Source organism: Pseudomonas sp. M1 (assembly GCF_022760135.1).
Lineage (GTDB): Bacteria > Pseudomonadota > Gammaproteobacteria > Pseudomonadales > Pseudomonadaceae > Pseudomonas > Pseudomonas citronellolis.
The window spans coordinates 2937080-2958696 of sequence record NZ_CP094343.1; the positions used below are offsets into that span (position 1 = coordinate 2937080).

Here is a 21617-nt window from a genome sequence, read left to right on the forward strand (position 1 = left end):
CATGACGGCGCCCGATACATTCCGTTCGTCCCATTCGCCTGCCAACCGCCACGCCGACCTGCTGCTGCGCAACGGCCGCTTCTACACCCTCGACCCGGCGCAGCCCTGGGCCGAGGCCGTGGCCATCCGCGACGGCCGCTTCCTCGCCGTCGGCCGCGCCGAGGACCTGGCGCACCTGGTCGGCCCGCAGACCCGCCAGCACGACCTCGGCGGCGCCTTCTGCATGCCCGGCCTGCACGACATGCACACCCACCCGGACCTGGCCCTGGCCCCGCGCTACGCCGACGACCTCGACGTGGGCATCGAGGACCCGAGCCCCGAGCAGCTGGCCGCGGCCATCCGCGCCTACGCCGACAGCCACCCGGGCGACGGCTGGGTCTACGGCCAGTACTGGGTGCGCTACACCTTCCGCGAGGCCGGGCTGAAGCCGGGCCGCGAGTGGCTCGACAGCGTGATGCCGGACCGCCCGGTAGCGCTGCTCGACCGCATGTGGGGGACCATGATGGTCAACTCCCGCGCCCTCGAACTGGCCGGCATCGACGCCGCCACGCCCGACCCGCGCAACGGCTACCTGGAGCGCGACGAGCTGACCGGCGAGCCCAACGGCCTGCTGATCGACGGCGCCTACGCGCTGATTCACGCCGCCATGCCGCCCACCCCCATCGAGGTGCTGCGCCGCGCCTACCGCGACGGCGTGCACTTCCAGAGCGCCCGCGGCGTCACCGCCAGCAAGTACGTGCACGTCTGCGAACGCCGCCTGCAGGCGCTCAAGGAACTGGACGACGCCGGCCAGCTGACCCTGCGCGTGGAAGCGGCCATCAGCTGGCAGGACGACATCTTCCCGGTGCGCCGGCGCTGGGAACTGCTCAGCGGCGAGCGCCACTACTACCGCAGCGCGCGGCTGTCGGCCAACGCCGTGAAGTTCCACTTCGACGGCACCGTGGAGCCGCGCTCGTCGTTCCTCATCAGCCCCTGGCCGGGCGAGGACAGCTGGCGCGGCAAGCTCAACCTGACCCCCGAGCACATCACCGACATGGTGGTGGACATGGACCGCCGCGGCATCCGCGTGATCGCCCACTGCACCGGCGACGGCGCCTCCGACGTGTTCCTCGACGCGGTGGCCGAGGCGCGCCGGCGCAACGGCTTCAGCGGCATCCGCCACCAGTGCGCGCACAGCACCATCCTGCACCCGGGCAACCTCAAGCGCTTCCGCGAGCTGGAGGTGATAGCCGAGTTCTCCCCGGCGGCCTGGTACCCCACGCCCTTCGCCAGCGGCGCACGCTCCGGCTACGGCGCCGAGCGCCTGAAGCGCATCTACGACTACAAGGGCGTGCTCGCCGCCGGCGGCATCGCGGTGATGGGCACCGACTGGCCGGTGGCCTCCATCGACCCCTGGCTGGCCCTGGAAACCATGATCACCCGGCAGAACCCCTGGAACGACGACCCGGCCTGCTTCGGCGAGCCGATCGGCCTGGAGCAGGCGCTGCAGGTGGTGACGCTGAACGGCGCCCACGCCATGGGCCTGGAACACCTGGCCGGCAGCATCGAGGCCGGCAAGTCGGCGGACTTCATCGTGCTTGACCGCGACCTCTTCGCCCAGCCGCCGCGCGGCTACATCCACCGCACCCAGGTCGAGCAGACCTTCGTCGAGGGCCGCCCGGTCTACGACCGCCAGGGCGTGTTCGACGGCCCGCTGCAGGCGGTGTGGCAGGGCGAAGTGCCGCAGATCATGAGGGACGACCGATGAGCATCCCGGTGACCGTGGTCGCCGGCTTCCTCGGCGCCGGCAAGACCACCCTGCTGCGCCGCCTGGTGCAGCAGTGCGCCGGGCAGCGCCTGGCGCTGATCGTCAACGACTTCGGCGAGCTGAACGTGGACGCCGAGATGATCGCCGAGCAGAGCGACGCGGTGTACGCCCTGCAGAACGGCTGCCTGTGCTGCACCATGCAGGACGACCTGCTGGCCCAGCTCGGCCGCCTGGCCGCCATGCAGCCGCCGGTGGAGCGCATCGTCATCGAATGCAGCGGCGTGGCCGACCCGCAGCCGATCATCCAGGCCCTGGGCTACCCGCAACTGCGCAAACACATGCACCTGGACGCGCTCATCACCCTGGTGGACGCGGCCCGCAGCCAGCCGCTGGAAGGCGAATACGCGCAACTGGAACGCCGCCAGGCGGCCGCGGCCGACCTGCTGCTGCTGAACAAGGCCGACATAGCGACGCCGGAACAACTGCAGGCCCTGCGCCAGCGCTTCGGCGAGCCGCGGCGGATGCTGCAGACGGTGCAGGCGGAAATACCCGACGAGCTGCTCTACGGCGACCGCCCGGAGCGCGCGCAACGCCTGGCGCCGCTGGGTGTCGATCACAGCCGGCTGTTCGACAGCTGGACCTGGCGCCACGCCGGCCAGCTCGACCCCCGGCGCCTGCGCGCCTGGCTCGATCAGTTGCCGGAAGGCCTGTTCCGCCTCAAGGGCCGGGTGCAGGTCAGCGGCCGCGAGCAGCCGCTGTGGCTGCAATACGTCGGCGGCCGCAGCCAGTTCCTGGCGGCACAGGCGCAGGAGGGCGACAACTGCCTGGTCTTCATCGCCAGCGCCGCTGCCGGACTGCGCGAGCGCCTGGAAGCCAGCCTGGAACAGTGCCTGGCCGCCTGACGCAGGGCTCTTCGTAGGAGCGGGCCCTGCCCGCGATTCGCGCGCAGGGCGCGCTCCTACATGGAATGGCGTGGGTGGGGCAGCGTAGGAGCGGATCTCATCCGCGAAGCGCGCCGGAGGTTCCGGCTATCGCGGACAAGGTCCGCTCCTACGGGGGGAGGAATACCGTGCCTCCCGGCAACCTGTAGGAGCGGGCCCTGCCCGCGATATCGCGCGCAGGGCGCGCTCCTACATGGGGACGATTGTTGGTGGGGCAGCGTAGCGGATCTCATCCGCCAATCGCGCCGGAGATTCCGGCCATCGCGGACAAGGTCCGCTCCTACGGGGGGAGGAATACCGTGCCTCCCGGCAACCTGTAGGAGCGGGCCCTGCCCGCGATATCGCGCGCAGGGCGCGCTCCTACATGGGGACGACTGTGGGTGGGGCAGCGCGGATCTTATCCGCGAATCGCGCCGGAGGTTCCGGCTATCGCGGACAAGGTCCGCTCCTACAGGAGTCACGAAGCTCAGCGGAATTTCTCCAGCAGCTGGTAGTACCACATCCCCGCCGCCAGCATCGGGTTGCCGAACACGTCGCCCAGGGGCACCTTCACGTGCTTGCACTGGGCGAAGGTGTCGAATTGCTCCAGGTCGCCGCTCATGGCCGTGGCCATGATCTCGCCCATGATGTGGGTGGTGGCCACGCCGTGGCCGGAGTAGCCCTGGCAGTACCAGACGTTGTCCGAGAGCTTGCCCAGCTGTGGGATGCGGTTCATCACGATGCCCATGGCGCAGCTCCACTGGAATTCGATCTCCACGCCCTTGAGCGCCGGGAAGGTGCGTTCGATGCACGGGCGCAGTTCGCCGGCGATGTCCCGCGAGTCGCGCCCGGAGTAGTTGGCGCCGCCGCCGAACAGCAGGCGGCCATCGGCGGTCAGGCGGTAGTAGTCGAGCACGAAGCGGCAGTCGTAGACGGCCAGGTCCTGCGGGTTGATGCGCCTGGCCAGCTCGCCCAGCGGCTTGGTGGTGACGATGCCGCCCATGGCCGGGAAGATCATGCCCTTGAGCTGCTTGCGCTCCAGCTTGTGGTAGACGTCGCCGGCCAGCAGCACCTGGGCGGCGTTGATCCGCCCGCCGGTGGTGACCACCGCCGGCCGCGGGCCGTGGACGATGTCCAGCACCTCGGAGTGCTCGAAGATCAGCCCGCCCAGGCTCTCCAGGGCCTTGGCCTCGCCGATGCACAGGTTGAGCGGGTGCAAGTGCATGTTGCGCATATTCTTGATGGCGCCGCAGTACAGGTCGCTTTCCAGGTGCTGGCGCACGCCGGCGGCGTCGAGCAGGTTGACCTCGGCGCCCATGCCGCGGCGCACGGCCTCTTCATAGGAGGCTTCCAGCTCGGCCATGTGCGACGGCTTTATGGCCGCGTGCAGGTGGCCGAACTTGAGGTCGCAGGCGATGCCGTATTTCGCCACGCGGCTCTTGATGATCTCGTGGCCACGCCAGCGCAGGTGCCAGATAAAGTCGTCGACGTCGTTGCCCAGCCACTGCTGCATCTGCTTGCGCATGGCCGAATCGCCGGACAGGCTGCCGGTGACCTGGCCGCCGTTGCGCCCGCTGGCGCCCCAGCCGACCTTGTTGGTCTCGACGATGGCCACCTTGTAGCCGCGCTCGGCCAGCTCCACGGCGGTGGTCACGCCGGTGAAGCCGCCGCCGATGATGGCGATGTCGACATTCACTTCGCCTTGCAGGGTGGGGTAGTCGGTTTCCGTGTTGAGGCTGGCGGAATAATAGGAAGGGGCGCGCTCGGGGGCGGCTTTGGCGGGTTTCAGTGCGGCGTTCATTTTTTGTGTTTTTCCTGTTGTCTGGTTTCCCTCTCCCTAGCCCTCTCCCTGAAGGGAGAGGGGACTGGATCGGAGCGGGCTTTTGATTCGGTTTCAGCCGGTTGCGCTGGTGTTTCCGGAGGGCACGATTCCCATCTCGGCACGGATGCTCCCTCTCCCTTCAGGGAGAGGGCTGGGGAGAGGGGCTCTCAAGCCTTAAGCCTCAAGCCTGATGCAGATACCACCGCCAATCCTGCTCCCCGACCTCACCCATGAACTGCCGGTACTCCGCCTGCTTCACCTTCAGGTACACGCCCAGGAACTCCCGCCCCAGCGCATCCCGCGCCCAGCTCGACCGCTCCAGCGCGCGCAGCGAGGTGAGCCAGTCGGTGGGCAGCAGTTCCTTGGCCTGGGCATAGCCATTGCCCTCGACGGGCGCGCCCGGGTCGATGTCTTCGCGGATGCCGCGATGGATGCCGGCAAGAATCGCCGCCGCCGCCAGGTAAGGATTGGCATCGGCCCCGCAGATGCGGTGCTCGATGTGCCGGGTGTGCGCCGGCCCGCCCGGCACGCGCAGGCTGACGGTGCGGTTGTCGACGCCCCAGGTCGGCGCCAGCGGCGCGTAGCTGTTGGCCTGGAAGCGCCGGTAGGAGTTGGCGTTGGGGCAGAACAGCAGCAGCGAGTCGAGCAGGCTGGCGAGCATGCCGCCCACCGCCTGGCGCAGCAGGGGCGTGCCGGCCGGCTCTGCGCTGGCGAACAGGTTCGCCCCGGCGGCATCGGCCAGCGACACGTGCATGTGCATGCCGGTGCCGGCCAGGTCGTCGAACGGCTTGGCCATGAAGCAGGCCTGCATCCCGTGCTTGTGCGCCACGCCCTTGACCAGGCGCTTGTAGCGCACGGCCTGGTCCATGGCGGTGAGGGCGTCGCCGTGCTCCAGGGTGATCTCCACCTGGCCCGGGGCGTATTCGGAAATGGCGGTGCGCGCCGGGATGCCCTGGGCCTTGCAGGCGGCATAGAGGTCGGCGAGGAAGGGCTCGATCTGCTCCAGTTCGCGCAGGCCGTAGACCTGGGTGGAGCGCGGCCGGCCGCCGTCGGCGTCCAGCGCCGGTTGCGGGCGGCCGTTGGCATCGCGCTTGGCGTCCAGCAGGTAGAACTCCAGCTCGCAGGCCATCACCGGGTGGTAGCCGGCGGCCTTGAGGTCGTCGATCACCTTGACCAGCACGTGGCGCGGGTCGGCGATGTCCGCCGGCTTGCCTTCGACCGGGTGCATGCTGACCTGCACGGCGGCCGTGGGAATCTGCCGCCAGGGCAGGCGCACCAGGCTGCCGGCCAGCGGGTAGGCGCGGCAGTCGATGTCGCCGACCTCCCACACCAGCCCGGAATCCTCCACGTCGTCGCCGTGCAGGGTCAGGCCGAGAATGGTGCTCGGCAAGGGCCGGCCGGACTCGTAGACCGCCAGCAGTTCCTCGCGGTGCAGCAGCTTGCCGCGGGGCACTCCGTTGGCGTCGAGGATGAACAGCTCGACCATCTCGATGTCGGGATTGGCGGCCAGGAAGGCCAGGGCCTCTTGCACGGGGGCGAATTTCATCGTTGTTCTCGCATAGCGCCAATGGGCGCGCTGATGGCCTGCGCGGCCGGGCTGCGGCGGGGCAGGCGATGCAATGGCTACGCCAGCTCGCGCAGCGTCGGGCGCCTGCGTTCAGCGTAGTTCCAGCAAAGGGGTGGGCGGGGCGCCCGTCAGCGTGCGGCGCTATCCGGTGGACGCGCGTGGCGGCAGTGCCAGAGCGCCCAGAAGGCCAGCTCCAGCGGCAGCGAGAGGGGTTGCAGGCGCAGCCAGCGGCAGCGTTCGCGCGGCAGGCGCTGGGGCTCTGCCTGGGAGGCGGAGGCGCTGGCGGCGGCGAAGTGCTGTTGCAGAAGGTGCATGGGTGGCTGCGTGGGGGACGATGCCGGCAGACTGGCACAGGCGATGGGTGCTTTAAATGTGAATCTAGTGGAACTCAGTTGAGCGAAATCGAAACTGATTGCCGCCCGGTCGATCCGCGCCGCCAGCGCCGGCCCTGGTGCCTAAACTGAGCGAAACCCGTCACGCCGCGCAGCCCATGGCCCATATCGTCTTCGCCCCGTCCATCCAGCGCCACGTCGAAGTGCCCGAGCAGGACCTGCCCGGCGCCACCCTCGGCGCCCTGCTGGAGGGCGTGTTCGCCCGGCATCCGCGCCTGCGCGGCTACCTGCTGGACGACCAGGGCGGCCTGCGCCGGCACGTCACCGTGTTCATCGACGGCCTGCGCCTGCGCGACCGCCGGGGCCTGGGCGACGTGGTGGCGGACGACAGCGAGGTATACGTGGTGCAGGCGCTGTCCGGCGGCTGAAACCCGGAGGAGGACAGATGGAAGACCGACTGCTGGTGGCCACGCGCAAGGGCCTGTTCAGCTTCCTGCAGGATCGCGGCACCTGGCACGAGGCGGGCCAGGACTTCCTCGGCGAGCCGGTGAACATGGTGCTGGCCGACCCGCGCGACGACACCCTCTACGCCGCCCTGGACCTCGGCCACTTCGGCTGCAAGCTGTGGCGCAAGCCCTGCGGCGGCGACTGGCAGGAATGCGCGGTGCCGGTCTACCCGCCGCAGCCGGACCCGCTACCGCCACCGGCCGAAGGCGAGGCCCCGCAGGCGCCCTGGAGCCTGCAGCTGATCTGGTGCCTGGAGACCGGCGGCACCGACCAGGCCGGCACCCTCTGGGCCGGGACCATCCCCGGCGGCCTGTTCCGCAGCGACGACCATGGCGACAGCTGGACGCTCAACCGCCCGCTGTGGGACCGCCCCGAACGCGCCCGCTGGTTCGGCGGCGGCTACGACTGGCCGGGCATCCATTCCATCAGCGTCGACCCGCGCGACAGCCGCCACCTCACCGTCGGGGTGTCCTGCGGCGGCGTCTGGCAGAGCCACGACGAAGGCGCCAACTGGCGCAACACCACCGCCGGCATGTACGCCGACTACATGCCGCCGGACCTGCGCGAGGAGGGCGCCATCCAGGACCCGCACCGGCTGGTGCACTGCCCGGCGCGGCCGGACCGGCTGTGGGTGCAGCACCACAACGGCATCTTCGTTTCCAGCGATGGCGGCGCCAACTGGCGCGACGTGCCGGCGCAACCGTCCAGCTTCGGCTTCGCCGTGGCCGTGCACCCCACGCGGCCGGACACCGCCTGGTTCGTCCCGGCGACGAAGGACATCTGCCGCATCCCGGTGGCCGGGCGATTCTTGGTCAACCGCACGGAGGATGGCGGCCAGAGCTTCCAGGCCCTGGACCACGGCCTGCCCCAGGGCCCGTGCTACGACCTGGTGTACCGCCACGGCCTGGCCGTGGACGACGACGGCGAGCGCCTGGCCATGGGCTCGACCACCGGCGGCCTGTGGCTGTCGGAGGACGGCGGCGAGCGCTGGGAATGCCTGTCCGCGCACCTGCCGCCGATCTACTGCGTGCGCTTCGGCTAGGTCTGCCCGTCGCGCTCGTCCTGCTTCTGGTAGTGCGCCAGGATCATCCGCGCCGGGATCAGCGCCGCCAGGCCCAAGGCGCCGCACAGGGTGATGATGCTGGTGCCGGTGGGGTCTTCCAGGCTGTCGCCCAGGGCCGCCAGGCCGATGGTCAGCAGGATCATCACCAGGCCGAACCATTGCGCCAGCTGTGCCCAGCGCAACAGCATGGCGCGGCGCGCCTCGTGCAGGTGGAAATCCGGGTGGCTGTGGTGCCGCATGCTCGCGTCCTCCTCGTGTTCTCGCACCAGCCTACGCCGCTGGCGGCGTTGGCGGCGGCGGCCGGCCGAGCGGTAGGCGCCGGGGGCGCTTTCTTGGCGCGAGCATCGCCCCGCAGTTGACCGGCTTAGCCGCGCTGAAAACTTCGGCGCAGGCCTGCCATGTACGCACAGGTACAGTAAAATGCCGGCCCCCTTACAAACGGCAAGGCCCGACCTTCATGTTCAAGACCTGGCGCGACAGCTACTGGAAACGTTGGCTGGAACGGCACGATACCGAGTTCCGCAGCGGCGTCAGCCAACTGGGGCGCAACAAGCGCCTGATCGTCGAGGCCCCCGCGCGCATCGGCGAGGCCGATTTCAAGCTGCGTGACCAGGAACTGCACATCGGCGCCTTTGCCGTATTGCGCAAGACGCTGTTCCACCGCGTGTCGCACATCGGCCGCTATGTCACCACCGGCCAGGACTCGCGCGTCGGCCTCGGCGCGCGGGCCCACCCGCTGGACTGGCTGAGCACCAACTCCGTGCAGTACGAGCCGGGCTTCTTCGACCGTTTCGACGCGCCGCGGCTGCGCTACGAAAGCGTGGGCGACAGCGATACCTGGATCGGCAACGACGTCTTCATCGGCGAGGGCGCGGCAGTGCTGAGCGGGGTGAAGGTCCACGATGGCGCCGTGGTGGCCGCTATGTCGGTGGTGACCCGCGACGTGCCGCCCTATGCCATTGTCGCCGGCTCGCCGGCGAAGATAGTGCGCTACCGTTTCGCGCCGGACATCTGCGAACGCCTGCAGGCCAGCCGCTGGTGGGACCTGGCGCCGCAACAGGTCGCGGCCCTGCCGATGAACCGCATCGAGGACGCCCTGGAGCGCATCGAGGCCTTGCGCGCCAGCGGCGAGGCGCAGGACGCGCTATTCCCCCGGGTGGAAATCCGCCGCCAGGGCTGCCGCGTGCTGGCCGGAGGGTAGGGCGCCGCCACGACGGCCGCCGCGTGATCCATTTCGAGCGAACCTTGCAGCCATCCCGCCTGTCAGAGGTCCGTATCGGAAAACATACAAAGGATCACGGACCCCATGTTGAAGCGTTGGCGCAACAGTCACTGGAAGCACTGGCTGGAAGGCTACGACATCGAATTCCGCAGCGGCGTCAGCCGCCTGGGGCGCGGCAAGCGCCTGTTGGTCGAGGCGCCGGGCAGCATCGGCGAGGCGGAGTTCAAGATCTACCGGGACGAGATGCACATCGGCGCCTTTTCCACCATCCGCGCCACCAGCTTCCACCGCATTTCGCACATCGGCCGCTTCAGCTCCACCGGCCAGCTCTGCCGCATCGGCCTGGCCGCCCGGGCGCACCCGATGGACTGGCTGAGCACCAGCTCGGTGCAGTACGAGCCGGGCGTGTTCGACCGCTACGACACGCCGCGCCAGCGCTACGAGGACACCGACGCCGACACCTGGATCGGCAACGACGCCTTCATCGGCGAGGGCGCAGTGGTGATGAGCGGGGTGAAGATCCACGACGGCGCCGTGGTGGCCGCCATGTCCGTGGTGACGCGCGACGTGCCGCCCTACGCCATAGTCGCCGGCTCGCCGGCGAAGGTGGTGCGCTACCGCTTCCCGCCGGACATCTGCGAGCGCCTGCAGGCCAGCCGCTGGTGGGACCTGGCGCCGGCGCAGATCGCCGCGTTGCCGTTGCAGCGCATCGAGGAGGCGTTGGAGCGCGTGGAGGCCTTGCGGGCCAGCGGCGAGGCGCGGCCGCCGATCTATCCGAACATCGAAATCCGCCGCCAGGGCTGCCGCCTGCTGTCCGAGGGGCCGGCCAGCTCGTGAAGCGCGGGGCGGCACTGCTGCGCCGCCCCGCACGCAAGCGTCCAGGGGCGCTCAGCTCCGGCTCTGGGCCAGTCGGTAGAGTTGCCGAGCTTCCGCCGCCATCGGCAGCAGGGCCGAGACCAGGCGGGCCTGGCCTTGTACCAGCGGCATTTCGTCGGGGCAGTCCGCCAGCAGGCAGAGCAGGTCTTCCAGGGCTATCAGGCGACGCTCGGCGGCTTCGTACAGATGCTCGGCGGGGGCGCTGGCATCGACGAACAGCACGTCGTCGTGGGGTTGCGAGAGGGTGGTGACGGGTTGCAGGTCAGACATGGCGCGCCTCCGAGGTGTGGAGGGCGAAGTGCGGATAGTGCATGTTCCATTGCTCCTGAGTGGGACCAAGAGCCGCCTCCCGGAAAAGGGAGGCGGACCGTGCGGGGGTAGGATCACCGGTATGAGGAAAACGGCAGGCCGAAGCCTCCCCGCACGGTCCGCCACGGAACGCGAATACAGACGGCGATGGATCACTTGTACTCGCGACATGACGCACCACTCCTCATACCAACGGGATCCTACCCCCGGCCACAGCAACGCTGCGGCAGGGCGGAATCTATCCAGCGCCCTCGTAGGACCTCAAGGCGATTTCAGCGTGGGAATTTTCACGAAGGGTAGCGGCGCGGAGCCGGCCGAATCGCTATGCTCGACGCCATGAACGGCCAGCTCCCCCTCCGCCAACCCTGCCCGCCGGGCGCCTGCGATTGCGGGCGCGAGGCGCTGCTGGCCGAGCCCCATGGCGACATCCGCATCCTCCTGCTCACCCGCCAGGAAGAACAGCGCCTGGTGCAGCGCCTGGAACAGCTCAAGGACCTGGCCGACCTGCAGCACATGCAGCAGCGCATGTACGAACAGCTCGGCCTGCGCCTGAGCATTGCTCCCGGCTTCAACGAGGTGCGCAGCATGCGCGGCCTCGACATCCGCATCGCCGCGCAGCCCGGCCTGTGCCGCAAGACCCGCCAGGCCATCCCCGCGGCCATCCGCCGGGGCCTGGAACGCACCCCGGAAATCGCCTGGCGCCTGCTCGACTCCTTCGACCTGCTGGGCGGCAGCCACTAGCTGCGTGCATTTTCCCAAGGCTTTGCTAATGTCGTTAGGCAGGAGATGGCATTCCTCCTCTAACCGCCCCCCGGCTGATGATGCCTACGCATAACCCTTCATGGGCGGCGTAGGCATTGTTCTGCTGTCCATGGTCTGCCCGTGGACAGCGAACATGCCCAACCCATCCCGTTCCGCCGCTTTTCCTCTTGCGCACCGCGCCGTCCCCCGGCTTCAGCGGAGCCGCCGCCATGACTGAGATCTGGGCCCAGGCCGCCCTGTGGCTGGGGTTGGCGCTGCTGGCGACGCTGGTGTCGATCTTCCTGCGCATCGCCACGGCATTGTCGGAAATCGTCGTGGGGACCATCGCCCAGCTGATCATCGGCGCGCTGCTGGGCATGGCGGTGCTGCAGGGCGACGCCAGCTGGATCAAGTTCCTCTCCGGCGCCGGGGCCATCCTGCTGACCTTTCTGGCCGGCGCCGAGCTGGACCCGAAGGTGTTCCGCGCGCACTGGAAGCAGGCCACGGTCATCGGCCTGGTCGGCTTCGTGGTGCCCTTCCTCGGCTGCGCGGCGCTGGCGTACTGGGGCCTGGGCTGGAGCGCGCAGGCCAGCTGGCTGGCCGGCATCGCCATGTCCACCACTTCGGTGGCGGTGGTCTACGCGGTGATGCTTGAGCTGGGGCTGAACACCAGCGAATACGGCAAGATCGTGCTGGCCGCCTGCTTCGTCAACGACCTGGCCACGGTGATCGCCCTGGGGCTGATCTTCGCCCCCTTCACCCTGAAGACCGCCGGTTTCGCCGGGGCCCTGGTCCTGGCCGCGCTGCTGTTGCCGTGGCTCACGCCGCGCTTCTTCCGCCGCTTCGGCGGCCGGCCCTCGGAGCTGGAGGCCAAGTTCCTTATGCTCTGCCTGTTCGGCCTGGGCGCGGCGGCGACCTGGGCCGGCAGCGAGGCGGTGCTGCCGGCCTACCTGATCGGCATGGTGCTGGCCGGCACCGTGGGCAAGGACCATGCGCTGATCCGCCGCCTGCGCACCCTGACCTTCGGCCTGCTGACGCCGTTCTACTTCATCCGCGCCGGCTCGCTGGTGTCGCTGCCGGCCCTGGCCGCCGCGCCCGCGGCCTTCGTGCTGCTGTTGCTGGTGAAGATGCTCAGCAAGCTGGTGGGCGTGTACCCCACCTGCCTGGTCTACGGCTCGCCGCGCCGGGAAGGGGCCTACACCACGCTGCTGATGTCCACCGGGCTGACCTTCGGCACCATCTCGGCGCTGTTCGGCCTGGCCCACGGGCTGATCGACCAGGGCCAGTATTCGGCGCTGGTGGCCGCGGTGATCGGCAGCGCCGTGGTGCCGACGCTGATCGCCAACGCCTTCTTCCTGCCCCGGCACCTGCTGCCCAAGGGCGACCCGCAGGAGGAGGGCGCCGCCCCGCCGGCAGAGCCCGCGCGCCACGACGACTTGCGCCCGCAGACGCGGAGCAGAGGAGGTGAAGCATGATCAAGCGCATCCTGGTGGCCTACGACGCCTCCACCGCGGCGGAGCTGGCCCTGAACTTCGCCAACGAGCTGGCCGAGCGCTTCGGCGCCGGCCTGCACATCCTCTCGGTGGCGCAGCCGCCGGAGTTCGGCGACGAGGTGGAGACCGAGGCGGTGATCGAACGCTCCCGCGCGCATTTCCACCACGCCTTCAAGCTGCTGGGCTACAGCCGCCTGCCGGTCGAGGAACGGCCGACCACCCACGTCTCGGTGGGCCGCCCGGCCGAGCAGATCGTGCGCTACGCCGAGGAGCACCACATCGACCACATCGTCATCGGTCACCGCGGCCACTCGGGCTTCGAGCGCTGGCTGCTGGGCTCGGTGGCGCGCCAGGTGATCGACCACGCACCCTGCGCGGTCACGGTCATCCGCGGCTGAGCGGGCAGGGGAGGAAGCGACATGCTGCAGATCGACATTCCCGGACTGGGGAGCTTGCAGTTGAAACACATGATCTGTGACTACAACGGCACCCTGGCGGTGGATGGCCGGATGATCGACGGGGTGGCCGAACGCCTGGAGGCGCTGGGCCGCAAGCTGGCGCTGCACGTGGTCACCGGCGACGCCTTCGGCAGCGCCGAGGCGGAACTGGCGGCGCTGGACGTCAACCTGCTGGTGCTGTCGGAGAAGGACCAGGCCATTTCCAAGGAGGACTACCTGCGCACCCTGGGCCTGCACGGCGTGGTGGCCATCGGCAACGGCAGCAACGACCGCTACATGCTGCAGCAGTCGGCCCTGGGCATCGCGGTGATCGGCCCGGAGGGCGCGTCCTCGGTGGCCATCGGCTCGGCGGACCTGGTGGCGCTGGACATCCTCTCGGCCCTGGATATGCTGAGCCACCCGCAGCGCATCATCGCCAGCCTGCGCTGCTGAACCTTCGAAGGAGCAGGACGATGACCAGGATCATTCTGACCCGCCATGGCCACGTGGACTGGATCGCCCCGGAACGCTTCCGCGGCCGCGCCGAACTGCCGCTGTCGGCCCTGGGCCGGCGCCAGGCCGAAGCGGTGGCCCGGCACATAGCCGAAAGCTGGCAGCCGGTGGCGATCTATACCAGCCCGCTGTCGCGCTGTATCGACACCGGCGCCGCCATCGCCCAGGCCACCGGTGCCCCGGCCCAGGTGCTGGAGGGGTTGGCCGACACCGACTACGGCCAATGGCAGGGCCTGACCCACGATGAAGTCCGCGCCCGCTGGCCGGAAGAACACCGCACCTGGCTGGAGACGCCGGACCTGGCGGCCATCCCCGATGGCGAGAGCCTGGCCGACGTTCTGGCCCGGGGTACCCGGGTGCTGCGTGAGGTGTTGCGGCGTCACGCCGGGCAGACGTTGGTGTTGGTGGGGCATGACAGCATCAATCGGGTTCTGCTGCTGCAGGCGCTGGGGTTGCCGTTGGCACGGTATTGGCGGTTGAAGCAGGAGCCTTGTTGCGTCAATGAGATTGGCGTTGAGGGGGATGTGTTTACGTTGTATCGGATCAATGAGACCTATCATCTGGTTGGGCTGAAGGCTGAAGGCTGAAGGCTGAAGGCTGAAGGCTGAAGGGGTGAGGCTGTTTTTAACGATGGATGATCGCGGACGGAGTCCGCTCCTACGGTTCCAGGACGCACGGCTTTTCGTAGGAGCGAGCTTGCTCGCGAACGGTGCTCGCCGGTGGCGTAGGTGCCGGGTTTAAGAGCCCCTCTCCCCAACCCTCTCCCTGAAGGGAGAGGGGGCTAGTCCGTGCCGAGAGAAGGTATGGTTTCAACCAGAAAGCACAGTGCCAGCCGGCTGACTCCAGAACATCAGACCCTGCCCAACGGTCCCCTCTCCCTTCAGGGAGAGGGTTAGGGAGAGGGAAAGGCGTCCAGCCAAAACACCGTAGCCGCAGGTGAGCACCGTTCGCGAGCAAGCTCGCTCCTACGAAGAGCACCTCGGCGGCTCCAGGGAACCTCGGGCGTAGGAGCGGACTCCGTCCGCGATTGGATTCGCCGGCCACGCCGGACGTCCCGGTGGCACAGCCAACGGCGCAGTATCAGGATGACTCCGAAGTCTCCGCTCGCTCCAAACGGCCCCCTCTCCCTCCGGGAGAGGGCTGGGGTGAGGGGGCGGAGTCAACCCAATGCGCCATCGCCAACGGTAAATACGGCTCGCGCGCAAGAACAGGGTGCCGCTTCGCGCCTACGAAAGCAGTGAGCACCTCAATGCCTGGAAGTCGGTGCCTTGCCAGTGGGCGTGCACGCCACCGATTCGTGGGTTTCCTCGCGGGTAACGACCTGGATGTCCAGCGGATCTGCGTAAGCGTCAGCTGGCAGGAGCGTCGCGGTCGGCCTTACGCTTGCCCACGGTGCCCATTTCCACGGGGGTCTTCACGTAGAACAGGGCGAGGTCCTCGGCCTCCAGGCGTTCGAACAGGCGCTCGCACTCGTCTTCGGTGACGGCCAGGCAGATTTCCACCGGCTGGTCGGCCAGTTCGAAGAAGTGGTAGGAGTGCACCCGCCCGGCGTGGCCGAAACCTTCCGCGCCGACGACCAGGGTGGCGCCCTTGAGCTTCATGCCCCGGGCCAGGTCGACCATCCAGTCGGTGATCAGCTTGCCGCCGTGGCGGCGGCTCTGTTGGGTGAAGAATGTCACCAGGTAGCCTTTCATGATTGCGCCTCCGTCAGCGTGCGCCCAGCAATGTGTAGGTTAGAACGCCCGCGGCGGTCGCCAGCAGCGAACCTACGACGTGCACCGCGATTTCCCCCAGTGCCCAGGCCACGCGCCCGGTCTGCAGCAGCGAGAAGGTTTCCGCGGAAAAGGTCGAGAAGGTGGTCAGGCCGCCGCAGAAGCCGGTGATCAGCAGCAGGCGCCATTCCGGGCTGAGGCTCGGGTTGGCGGCGAAGAAGGCCACGGCCAGGCCGACGACGTAGCCGCCGATCATGTTGGCGGCCCAGGTGCCCGGCGGGATGGTGGGGAACAGGGCGTTGAGCTGCAGGCCGAGGAACCAGCGCAGCAGGCAGCCGATGGAGCCGCCGAGGACGATCACCAGGATGGATTTCAACATGCCGGCGAGCCCCCATGGAAAGAGGGTACGGGCGATGCGGGGGAGGGGAATGGGTGGGGTGTTGCGGTCACGGTCCGGTCCTTTTGCAAAAGGACAGGACGCACACCTACGCACCCTGTCCAGGGTTCACGTAGGCATCATCAGCACGGGGGCGGTTAAAGGAGGAATGCCATCTCCTGCGGCGAAAGCTAGCACTTTTGCCGCGCCGGGGGAAAGCCCCCTGCGTGCGCCTTGCAGCCATGGGCCGAACAGGTTCTTCTAAGCTGCAACGGGTGACGCCCGGCGGGTATTCCGCTGGACCCCGGAGCCGCCTGCCTGCGCAGGGCCCGCGCTCCGCCAACGAGGAGGCATGATGGAGCCATCGCAGCAGCGGGCCCCGGAGGCGACCGGAAAGACAGGTCGCGCCGCCTGGCTCAACGCCACGGTCGTGGGGGCGGGGGTGACCAGCGCCCTGGGCGATTTCTGCTACGAGACCACCACCGTGATCCTGCCGGGGTTCCTGGCGGTGCTCGGGGTGCCCGCCGCCGCGCTGGGCACCATCGAGGGCATCGCCGATGCCCTGGCCGCCTACACCAAGATGTTCTCCGGCTACATCGCCGACAAGCTGGGCCATCGCAAGCTGCTGGTGGTGGTCGGCTACGGGCTGACGCCGGTCGGCCAGGTGCTGTTGGCCCTGGCGCTGGGTTGGCCGCTGATCCTCCTCGGGCGGCTGGTGTCCTGGTTCGGCAAGGGGCTGCGCGGCCCGTTGCGCGATGCCATCGTGATCCAGGCGGTGACCGCCGAGACCCGCGGCCGGGCCTTCGGCTTCCACCGCGCGATGGATACTGTGGGCGCCGTGGCCGGGCCCCTGCTGGGCGTCGCGCTGCTCGGCTGGGCCCAGCAGCTGCACTGGGACGATGACAGCGGGCCGTTCCGCCTGGTGCTGTGGCTGAGCGTGATTCCCGGCGCGCTCGCCGTGCTGGCGTTCCTGACCCTGGTGCGCGACCCGCAGCATTCGCCGAACCCGCAACTGAAACTGCTGCAGACGCTGAAGGGCCTGCCCCTGCGCTTCAAGCGCTACCTGGGGGCGGTCGCGGTGTTCGGCGTCGGCGACTTCAGCCACAGCCTGCTCATCCTCGCCGCCACGCAGCTGCTGGCCGGCGGCCTGGGCCTGGTCCAGGCGGCGCAGGTGGCCGGTCTGCTGTACGTCTGGCGCAACCTGGTGCAGGTGCTGACGTCCTATCCCGTCGGCGCGCTGGCCGACCGCCTGGGCTCCCTGCCGGTGCTGGTGGCCGGCTATGCCCTTGGCGTCCTGACGGCGCTGCTGGCGGCCCTGGCCTTCTGGCTGCGGGTGGACAGCCTGCCGCTGCTGGTGCTGCTGTTCACCGTCGCCGGGCTCTACGTCTCGGTGCAGGAGGCCCTGGAGTCCACCGTGACCGCCGACATGGTGGAGCCGCAGACATTGGCCCTGAGCTATGGCGCGCTCGGCACGGTGAACGGCACCGCTAAGTTCATTTCCAGCGCCACCGTCGGGCTGCTCTGGAGTGCCGTTTCGCCGGTGCTCGCATTCGTCTGCGCCGCCGTGCTGATGGCCGCGGGCACAGCCGCGCTGGCCCGGCTGCCGGCCCGCGCCGGCTAGCCGTTGCGGTCTCAGGCCGGCTCGCCGAAGACCTGCGCATACAGGTCGGTGCCGAAGGCGGTGGCCAGCGGCTCGCCCTCGACGATGCGGAAGGTCCGCCCGCCGTCGTCCCGGCGTTCGGCGCGCAGGAACAGGCTGCCCGCGGGCGGCTCGCAGTAGAGGCTTTCGGCGAAGTCGTGGAGGTGGGTGACGAAGAAGGTCTTCACCCCGGCCTCGGCCAGGGCGCGCACGACCTGGCGGGCGATTTCCGAGCCCTCGCGCTCGTTGGTGGCGGCGAAGGATTCGTTGCACAGCAGGATGGAGCGCGGGCTCAGGTGATCGACGATTTCGCTCATGCGCGCCAGTTCCTCGTCCAGCTTGCCGCGCCTCATGCTGGCGTCTTCCTCGCGCTTGTAGTGGGTGTACAGGCCGTCGCAGAGGTTGGCGCGCAGGCGCCGGGCCGGCACGAACAGGCCGCACTGCAGCATCAGCTGGGCCAGGCCGATGCTGCGCAGGAAGGTGGACTTGCCGCCCTGGTTGGCGCCGGTGATAACGAACAGCCGGCGGCCGTCGCCGGCCAGGTCGTTGCCCACCACCTGGCGCCGCATGTTCAGCGCCAGGCAGATGTCGTAGAGGCCTTCGAAGGCCTGCTGGCACTGCCCGGCGGGGGCGACCTCGGGGAAGCCGATTTCGCAGCGCAGCTCGCTCAGGCGCTCGCGCAGGTTCAGGCAGCCGATGTAGAACGCCAGCTCCGTGCGCAGCATCTCGAAGAAGCTGGTGATGTGCTCGGCGGCCTGGGCGAGGGCGTTGGCGACTTCGTTGGCGCCCCTGTCCTGCAGCTCCGCCAGCGCCGTGGCGCCGGTTTCGTCGCGCTCGGCGATCTCGTAGACGTAGCTCTCCGGTTTCTTCTGCACCAGGCGCTGCAGCCAGTTGCCCCGGGGCTTGGGGTAGCGCCGCAGGCAGTAGTCCACGCCGCGGTTCAGCGGGCCCAGGCGGGCGCTGACGAGGAAGCCCTTGCGCAGCTTGAGCTGCTCGAAATGCGCGTTGAGTTCGGCGAAATACTGGTCGCTGATTTCCTCGCGGATCAGCCCGAACAGCTTGCCGAAGCCGTCCGAGGCGAAGCGCCCGGCCTGCTCGTCGGCCATCCGCCGCAGGCGCCGGAGCAGGTCGATCTGCAGGTGCAGCAGCTTCAGCGAGCGGTGCATGATGCTGCTGGGGTACTTGGTCATGAAGCTCAGGTAGACGTTTTTCTCCAGCCCCAGCACATCCAGCGCGAGCTGGTACAGGTCGCGCACCAGCGCCTGGTTGGCCAGGCAGTCGCGCAGCACCGCCTGGCGATGGCCGACCACTTCCGGGGTGCTGTCGAAGGCGGTCAGCAGGGCGCAGCGGGCGACCTGGCGGAGGAACTTGTCGTCGCCGGCCATGGCGTCGAACAGGCTGTCCAGGGCCAGGTCCTGGACCAGGTCGTCGGCGTGCAGCGGCGGCTGCTTGTCCAGGTCGAAGTCGGCCTGCGGGTACATGAGGTGGGCTTTCATGGCCGGATGCGCTCCTTCACGCTGGCGTAGGTGAGGCGGTGCTTGCGGGCGATGGAGAGGGCGTAGGACAGCCGGTCCGGCGGCTTGCGCAGGACCTTGAAGGTGCGCCGGGACGGGTCGTCCGGGTCGACGCAGCTCATCATGCTGACGATGGTCTCGCCCATCTGCGTCAGCTCGTGGATGAAGGTGACGCACACGCAGAGGGCGTCCAGTTCGATGATCCGCCCGAGGATCTTCTGGCCGAGGAAGGCGGCGTCGGCGGCGGTGGTCGAGGAGAAGATTTCGTTGATCAGCACCAGGCTGCGCTCGCTGGCGCCTTCGAGTATGCCGCGGGCGCGGAGCAGGTCGTCTTGCAGCTTGCCGCGCAGGTCGCCGGGGCGCTCCTGTTTCTCGAACAGGGTGAACAGGCGGTCGAAGAGGAACAGCTCAGCGGACCCGGCCGGCACCCGGCAGCCGATGCAGGCCAGGTAGTGCAGTTGGCCGAACAGGCGGGCGAAGGTGGTCTTGCCGCCCTGGTTGGGGCCGGAGACCACCAGGATGCGCTCGCGCCCGGCAAGCTCGAAGTCGTTGCACACCACCTCCAGCTTGTTGCTGTTGCGCACCAGGCGGCTGGCCAGGGCGAGGTCGAAGGCATTGCGGGCGAACACGGCCTTGCTGTCGGTGCGCACGCCGGGGAAGCAGAAGCTCATGCCGGCCTCCACCAGCGGCTGGATGTAGGCCAGGTACGCCAGGTAGAACTGCACCTCGCGGTCGAAGGCCTGCACGGTGGCGTCGAGGAAGCCGGCATGCCTGTCGCAGAATTCCGCCTGCTCGGCGAAGACCTCCGGGTAGAGCTGCGCCACCATGTCCAGCACCGCCGCCTCGACGTGGTTCATGCCCGGCCATTCGTTGAACTTGGCGTGGTAGTCGCGCACGTCGCCCTGGCGGAACTTGGCGAAGGTCCTGCCGATGGCCGTGCCGATGTCCTCGGTCGGCTCGTAGCGCTGGACGCGGACCTGGTTGCCGCTGATCAGCATCGAGTAGGTGACGGCGCCGAGCCCGTCGAGCAGGTGCCGGGTGTCGCCGGCCAGGCCGGTGAAGCGTTCCGAGGCCAGGTAGCGCCCCAGGTACGCCAGCAACCCGCGCAGGCCGCGCGACTCGAAGGGGCGGGCGGCCAGGGCCTGGGCCAGCTGGTTGAGCGTGGCGCAATAGACGCGCACCGCCTCGACGAAGCTGCGCTGCTGCTGGCGCGGGTAGTAGAGCTTCTCTTCCGGCACCAGGTGGCGGCGCACGGCGCGCATGCCGGCGGCGAAAGCCTGGAGGTCGGCGAGCAGGCTGGGGTCGAGCAGGTCGTGCATCACCTCCTGGCGGTAGACGATGGCGTCGAGGTCGTCCAGGTGGGTGTAGAAGAACGGCTCCAGGTCGTACTCGTGGCGGTCGGCGGTGATGGCGTCGACCACCTGGTCGAGGTTCAGGTCCTTGAAGCAGGGCGGCGGCGCGCCGGCCAGGGGAGGGCGCCGGGCGCCGGGGAAGAGGATGCTGTGGAAGTCGCCGGCTTGGGTCTCCGCGACGTGCGGATCGAGCGCGGCGGTGCCGGAAAGCGGCTGCATGGCTGATGACATGATCCATTCCTCCGGGGGCGGATGTCGTCCGGGGTCATGCAGGCATCATCAGCACGGGGGCGGTTAAAGGAGGAATGCCATCTCCTGGGTTTCAACCCTAGCAGAATCCCATTGCGTCCGCCGGTGCTTGACGACAGACTTCATCCCTGATTTATTGAAACCGGTTTCATAACCCTTCCAGCAGAAGCGCATACAAAAGGATCGAAAGGGTGAACGACATGCTGCCGCCTGCCCGCGGGCGGGTCACCATCAGCGAGGTGGCCCGTGCTGCCGGCGTCTCCAAGGCCACGGTCTCGCGCTATATCGGCGGCGACCGGCAACTGCTCGCCGACGCCACCGCCCAGCGCATCGAGGCGGTGATCGAGCAGCTCGGCTACCGCCCCAACCGCATGGCCAGCGGCCTCAAGCGCGGCCGCACGCGGCTGGTCGGCATGCTCCTGGCGGACATCCGCAACCCTTACTCCATCGCCGTGATGCACGGCGTGGAGACCGCCTGCCGCCAGCACGGCTACAGCCTGGTGGTGTGCAACACCGACCGCGACGACGAGCAGGAGCGCCTGCACCTGGAAGCGCTGCAGTCGTACAACGTCGAAGGCCTGATCGTGAACACCCTCGGCCACCACGCCGGCGAGCTGGCCAGCCTGGCCCGCGAGCTGCCCATGGTGCTGGTGGACCGCCAGTTGGAAGAGCTGCGCTCCGACCTGGTGGGGCTGGACAACGCCGATGCCGTGGAGCAGGCCCTGGACCACCTGCAGGCCCGCGGCTACCGCGACATCCTGGCGGTCAGCGAGCCGCTGGACGGCACCAGCTCGCGGCAGGAGCGGGTGGCCGCCTTCCAGGCCTCCATCGCCCGCCGGCCCGGCCTGCGCGGCCAGGTGCTGGAAACCGGCGGCGACCTGCGCGGGCAGCTGGCCGCCTTCCTCGCCGGCGCCGGGCACGGCCCGCAGGCGCTGTTCACCTGCAACGGCGTGGCCACCCTGTGCGCCACCCGCACCCTGCACGAGATGGGCGTGCGCCTGTTCGACGAGGTCGGCCTGCTGGCCCTCGACGAACTGGACTGGTACCCCCTGGTCGGCGGCGGCATCACCGCCCTGGCCCAACCCACCGAACGCATCGGCCAGGCGGCCTTCCAGTGCCTGCTGGAACGCCTGCAGGGCGCCACGCTGCCGGCGCGGCGCCTGGACCTGCGCGCCGAACTCATCGTCAGAGGCTCCACCCCAGCACGCGGCTGAAACCGGGGCGGC

The 21617-nt window shown here is 69.1% G+C and carries 22 protein-coding genes and 3 riboswitches; of the genes, 13 read left to right on the plus strand and 9 right to left on the minus strand.

What is annotated here, in order from left to right; all coding sequences use genetic code 11:
• Position 1 precedes the first annotated feature (1 nt).
• A complete protein-coding gene (locus PM1_RS13250; RefSeq protein ID WP_009622663.1) occupies positions 2 to 1747 on the plus strand; it encodes an amidohydrolase in 1746 nt (581 codons plus the stop codon).
• Positions 1744 to 2649: a CobW family GTP-binding protein gene (locus tag PM1_RS13255; protein ID WP_009622660.1), complete on the plus strand. Its 906-nt coding sequence runs from the start codon at positions 1744 to 1746 to the stop codon at positions 2647 to 2649. The genes PM1_RS13250 and PM1_RS13255 overlap by 4 nt, the downstream gene beginning before the upstream one ends.
• 505 nt (positions 2650 to 3154) lie before the next feature.
• On the opposite strand, the gene PM1_RS13260 is transcribed toward PM1_RS13255, so the two are convergent.
• The 3 genes from PM1_RS13260 to PM1_RS13270 form a co-directional block, all read right to left on the minus strand.
• A complete protein-coding gene (locus PM1_RS13260; RefSeq protein ID WP_009622658.1) occupies positions 3155 to 4468 on the minus strand; it encodes an NAD(P)/FAD-dependent oxidoreductase in 1314 nt (437 codons plus the stop codon).
• Between the two features lie 202 nt (positions 4469 to 4670).
• Positions 4671 to 6035 carry a glutamine synthetase family protein gene (locus tag PM1_RS13265; protein ID WP_009622656.1) on the minus strand — a complete coding sequence of 455 codons (1365 nt, stop codon included), beginning with the start codon at positions 6033 to 6035 and terminating at the stop codon, positions 4671 to 4673.
• Positions 6036 to 6184: 149 nt separating this feature from the next.
• Positions 6185 to 6370, minus strand: coding sequence for a hypothetical protein (locus PM1_RS13270; RefSeq protein ID WP_009622653.1), 186 nt, complete (start codon positions 6368 to 6370; stop codon positions 6185 to 6187).
• Between the two features lie 176 nt (positions 6371 to 6546).
• Here PM1_RS13270 and PM1_RS13275 point away from each other — a divergent pair, with 176 nt between their 5' ends.
• Both PM1_RS13275 and PM1_RS13280 read left to right on the plus strand, forming a co-directional pair.
• A complete protein-coding gene (locus tag PM1_RS13275; RefSeq protein ID WP_009622652.1) occupies positions 6547 to 6816 on the plus strand; it encodes a MoaD/ThiS family protein in 270 nt (89 codons plus the stop codon).
• Between the two features lie 17 nt (positions 6817 to 6833).
• Positions 6834 to 7937 (plus strand): WD40/YVTN/BNR-like repeat-containing protein, encoded by a 1104-nt coding sequence (locus PM1_RS13280; protein ID WP_009622650.1) that lies wholly within the window; start codon positions 6834 to 6836, stop codon positions 7935 to 7937.
• Here PM1_RS13280 and PM1_RS13285 read toward each other — a convergent pair.
• Positions 7934 to 8197 (minus strand): hypothetical protein, encoded by a 264-nt coding sequence (locus PM1_RS13285; protein ID WP_009622648.1) that lies wholly within the window; start codon positions 8195 to 8197, stop codon positions 7934 to 7936. The genes PM1_RS13280 and PM1_RS13285 overlap by 4 nt on opposite strands.
• Before the next feature lie 218 nt (positions 8198 to 8415).
• Here PM1_RS13285 and PM1_RS31095 point away from each other — a divergent pair, with 218 nt between their 5' ends.
• Together PM1_RS31095 and PM1_RS31100 are read left to right on the plus strand one after the other, a co-directional pair.
• Complete coding sequence (locus PM1_RS31095; RefSeq protein WP_009622646.1) at positions 8416 to 9159, plus strand: CatB-related O-acetyltransferase; 744 nt, start codon at positions 8416 to 8418, stop codon at positions 9157 to 9159.
• A gap of 105 nt (positions 9160 to 9264) precedes the next feature.
• A complete protein-coding gene (locus PM1_RS31100) occupies positions 9265 to 10017 on the plus strand; it encodes a CatB-related O-acetyltransferase (RefSeq protein WP_009622644.1) in 753 nt (250 codons plus the stop codon).
• A gap of 51 nt (positions 10018 to 10068) precedes the next feature.
• Here the strand turns inward: PM1_RS31100 and PM1_RS13300 are convergent, their stop codons facing one another.
• Complete coding sequence (locus PM1_RS13300) at positions 10069 to 10326, minus strand: hypothetical protein (protein ID WP_009622642.1); 258 nt, start codon at positions 10324 to 10326, stop codon at positions 10069 to 10071.
• Positions 10327 to 10689: 363 nt separating this feature from the next.
• Between PM1_RS13300 and PM1_RS13305 the strand changes: the two genes are divergently transcribed.
• The 5 genes from PM1_RS13305 to PM1_RS13325 all read left to right on the plus strand — a co-directional run bounded on the left by PM1_RS13305 (position 10690) and on the right by PM1_RS13325 (position 14136).
• Positions 10690 to 11106: a hypothetical protein gene (locus tag PM1_RS13305; protein ID WP_009622640.1), complete on the plus strand. Its 417-nt coding sequence runs from the start codon at positions 10690 to 10692 to the stop codon at positions 11104 to 11106.
• 32 nt (positions 11107 to 11138) lie between these two features.
• Positions 11139 to 11200, plus strand: a riboswitch (Fluoride riboswitch).
• A 136-nt stretch (positions 11201 to 11336) separates the two neighbouring features.
• A complete protein-coding gene (locus PM1_RS13310; protein ID WP_009622639.1) occupies positions 11337 to 12581 on the plus strand; it encodes a cation:proton antiporter in 1245 nt (414 codons plus the stop codon).
• Positions 12578 to 12997 carry a universal stress protein gene (locus PM1_RS13315; protein WP_009622637.1) on the plus strand — a complete coding sequence of 140 codons (420 nt, stop codon included), beginning with the start codon at positions 12578 to 12580 and terminating at the stop codon, positions 12995 to 12997. Before PM1_RS13310 ends, PM1_RS13315 begins: the two co-directional genes overlap by 4 nt.
• Before the next feature lie 21 nt (positions 12998 to 13018).
• Complete coding sequence (locus PM1_RS13320) at positions 13019 to 13489, plus strand: HAD family hydrolase (RefSeq protein WP_009622635.1); 471 nt, start codon at positions 13019 to 13021, stop codon at positions 13487 to 13489.
• 20 nt (positions 13490 to 13509) lie between these two features.
• Positions 13510 to 14136: a histidine phosphatase family protein gene (locus PM1_RS13325; protein WP_009622632.1), complete on the plus strand. Its 627-nt coding sequence runs from the start codon at positions 13510 to 13512 to the stop codon at positions 14134 to 14136.
• Between the two features lie 762 nt (positions 14137 to 14898).
• Here the strand turns inward: PM1_RS13325 and PM1_RS13330 are convergent.
• The gene (locus PM1_RS13330; protein WP_009622630.1) at positions 14899 to 15243 is read right to left on the minus strand and encodes a DUF190 domain-containing protein; all 345 of its coding nucleotides are present in this window, start codon (positions 15241 to 15243) and stop codon (positions 14899 to 14901) included.
• Between the two features lie 13 nt (positions 15244 to 15256).
• A complete protein-coding gene (gene crcB / locus PM1_RS13335) occupies positions 15257 to 15640 on the minus strand; it encodes a fluoride efflux transporter CrcB (protein ID WP_009622628.1) in 384 nt (127 codons plus the stop codon).
• A gap of 124 nt (positions 15641 to 15764) precedes the next feature.
• A riboswitch (Fluoride riboswitch) is annotated at positions 15765 to 15826 on the minus strand.
• Positions 15827 to 15989: 163 nt separating this feature from the next.
• Here crcB and PM1_RS13340 point away from each other — a divergent pair.
• On the plus strand, positions 15990 to 17258 hold the full coding sequence (locus PM1_RS13340; RefSeq protein WP_024128722.1) for an MFS transporter: 1269 nt from the start codon (positions 15990 to 15992) through the stop codon (positions 17256 to 17258).
• A gap of 11 nt (positions 17259 to 17269) precedes the next feature.
• Here PM1_RS13340 and PM1_RS13345 read toward each other — a convergent pair whose 3' ends face one another.
• Together PM1_RS13345 and PM1_RS13350 are read right to left on the minus strand one after the other, a co-directional pair.
• A complete protein-coding gene (locus PM1_RS13345; protein ID WP_009622624.1) occupies positions 17270 to 18772 on the minus strand; it encodes a MutS-related protein in 1503 nt (500 codons plus the stop codon).
• Positions 18769 to 20373 carry a MutS-related protein gene (locus PM1_RS13350; protein WP_009622622.1) on the minus strand — a complete coding sequence of 535 codons (1605 nt, stop codon included), beginning with the start codon at positions 20371 to 20373 and terminating at the stop codon, positions 18769 to 18771. Before PM1_RS13350 ends, PM1_RS13345 begins: the two co-directional genes overlap by 4 nt.
• A 32-nt stretch (positions 20374 to 20405) precedes the next feature.
• Positions 20406 to 20467: riboswitch (Fluoride riboswitch) on the minus strand.
• A 124-nt stretch (positions 20468 to 20591) separates the two neighbouring features.
• Here PM1_RS13350 and PM1_RS13355 point away from each other — a divergent pair.
• Entirely contained in the window at positions 20592 to 21605 is a 1014-nt protein-coding gene (locus PM1_RS13355; RefSeq protein ID WP_009622620.1) for a LacI family DNA-binding transcriptional regulator, read from the plus strand.
• The last annotated feature ends 12 nt before the right edge of the window (positions 21606 to 21617 follow it).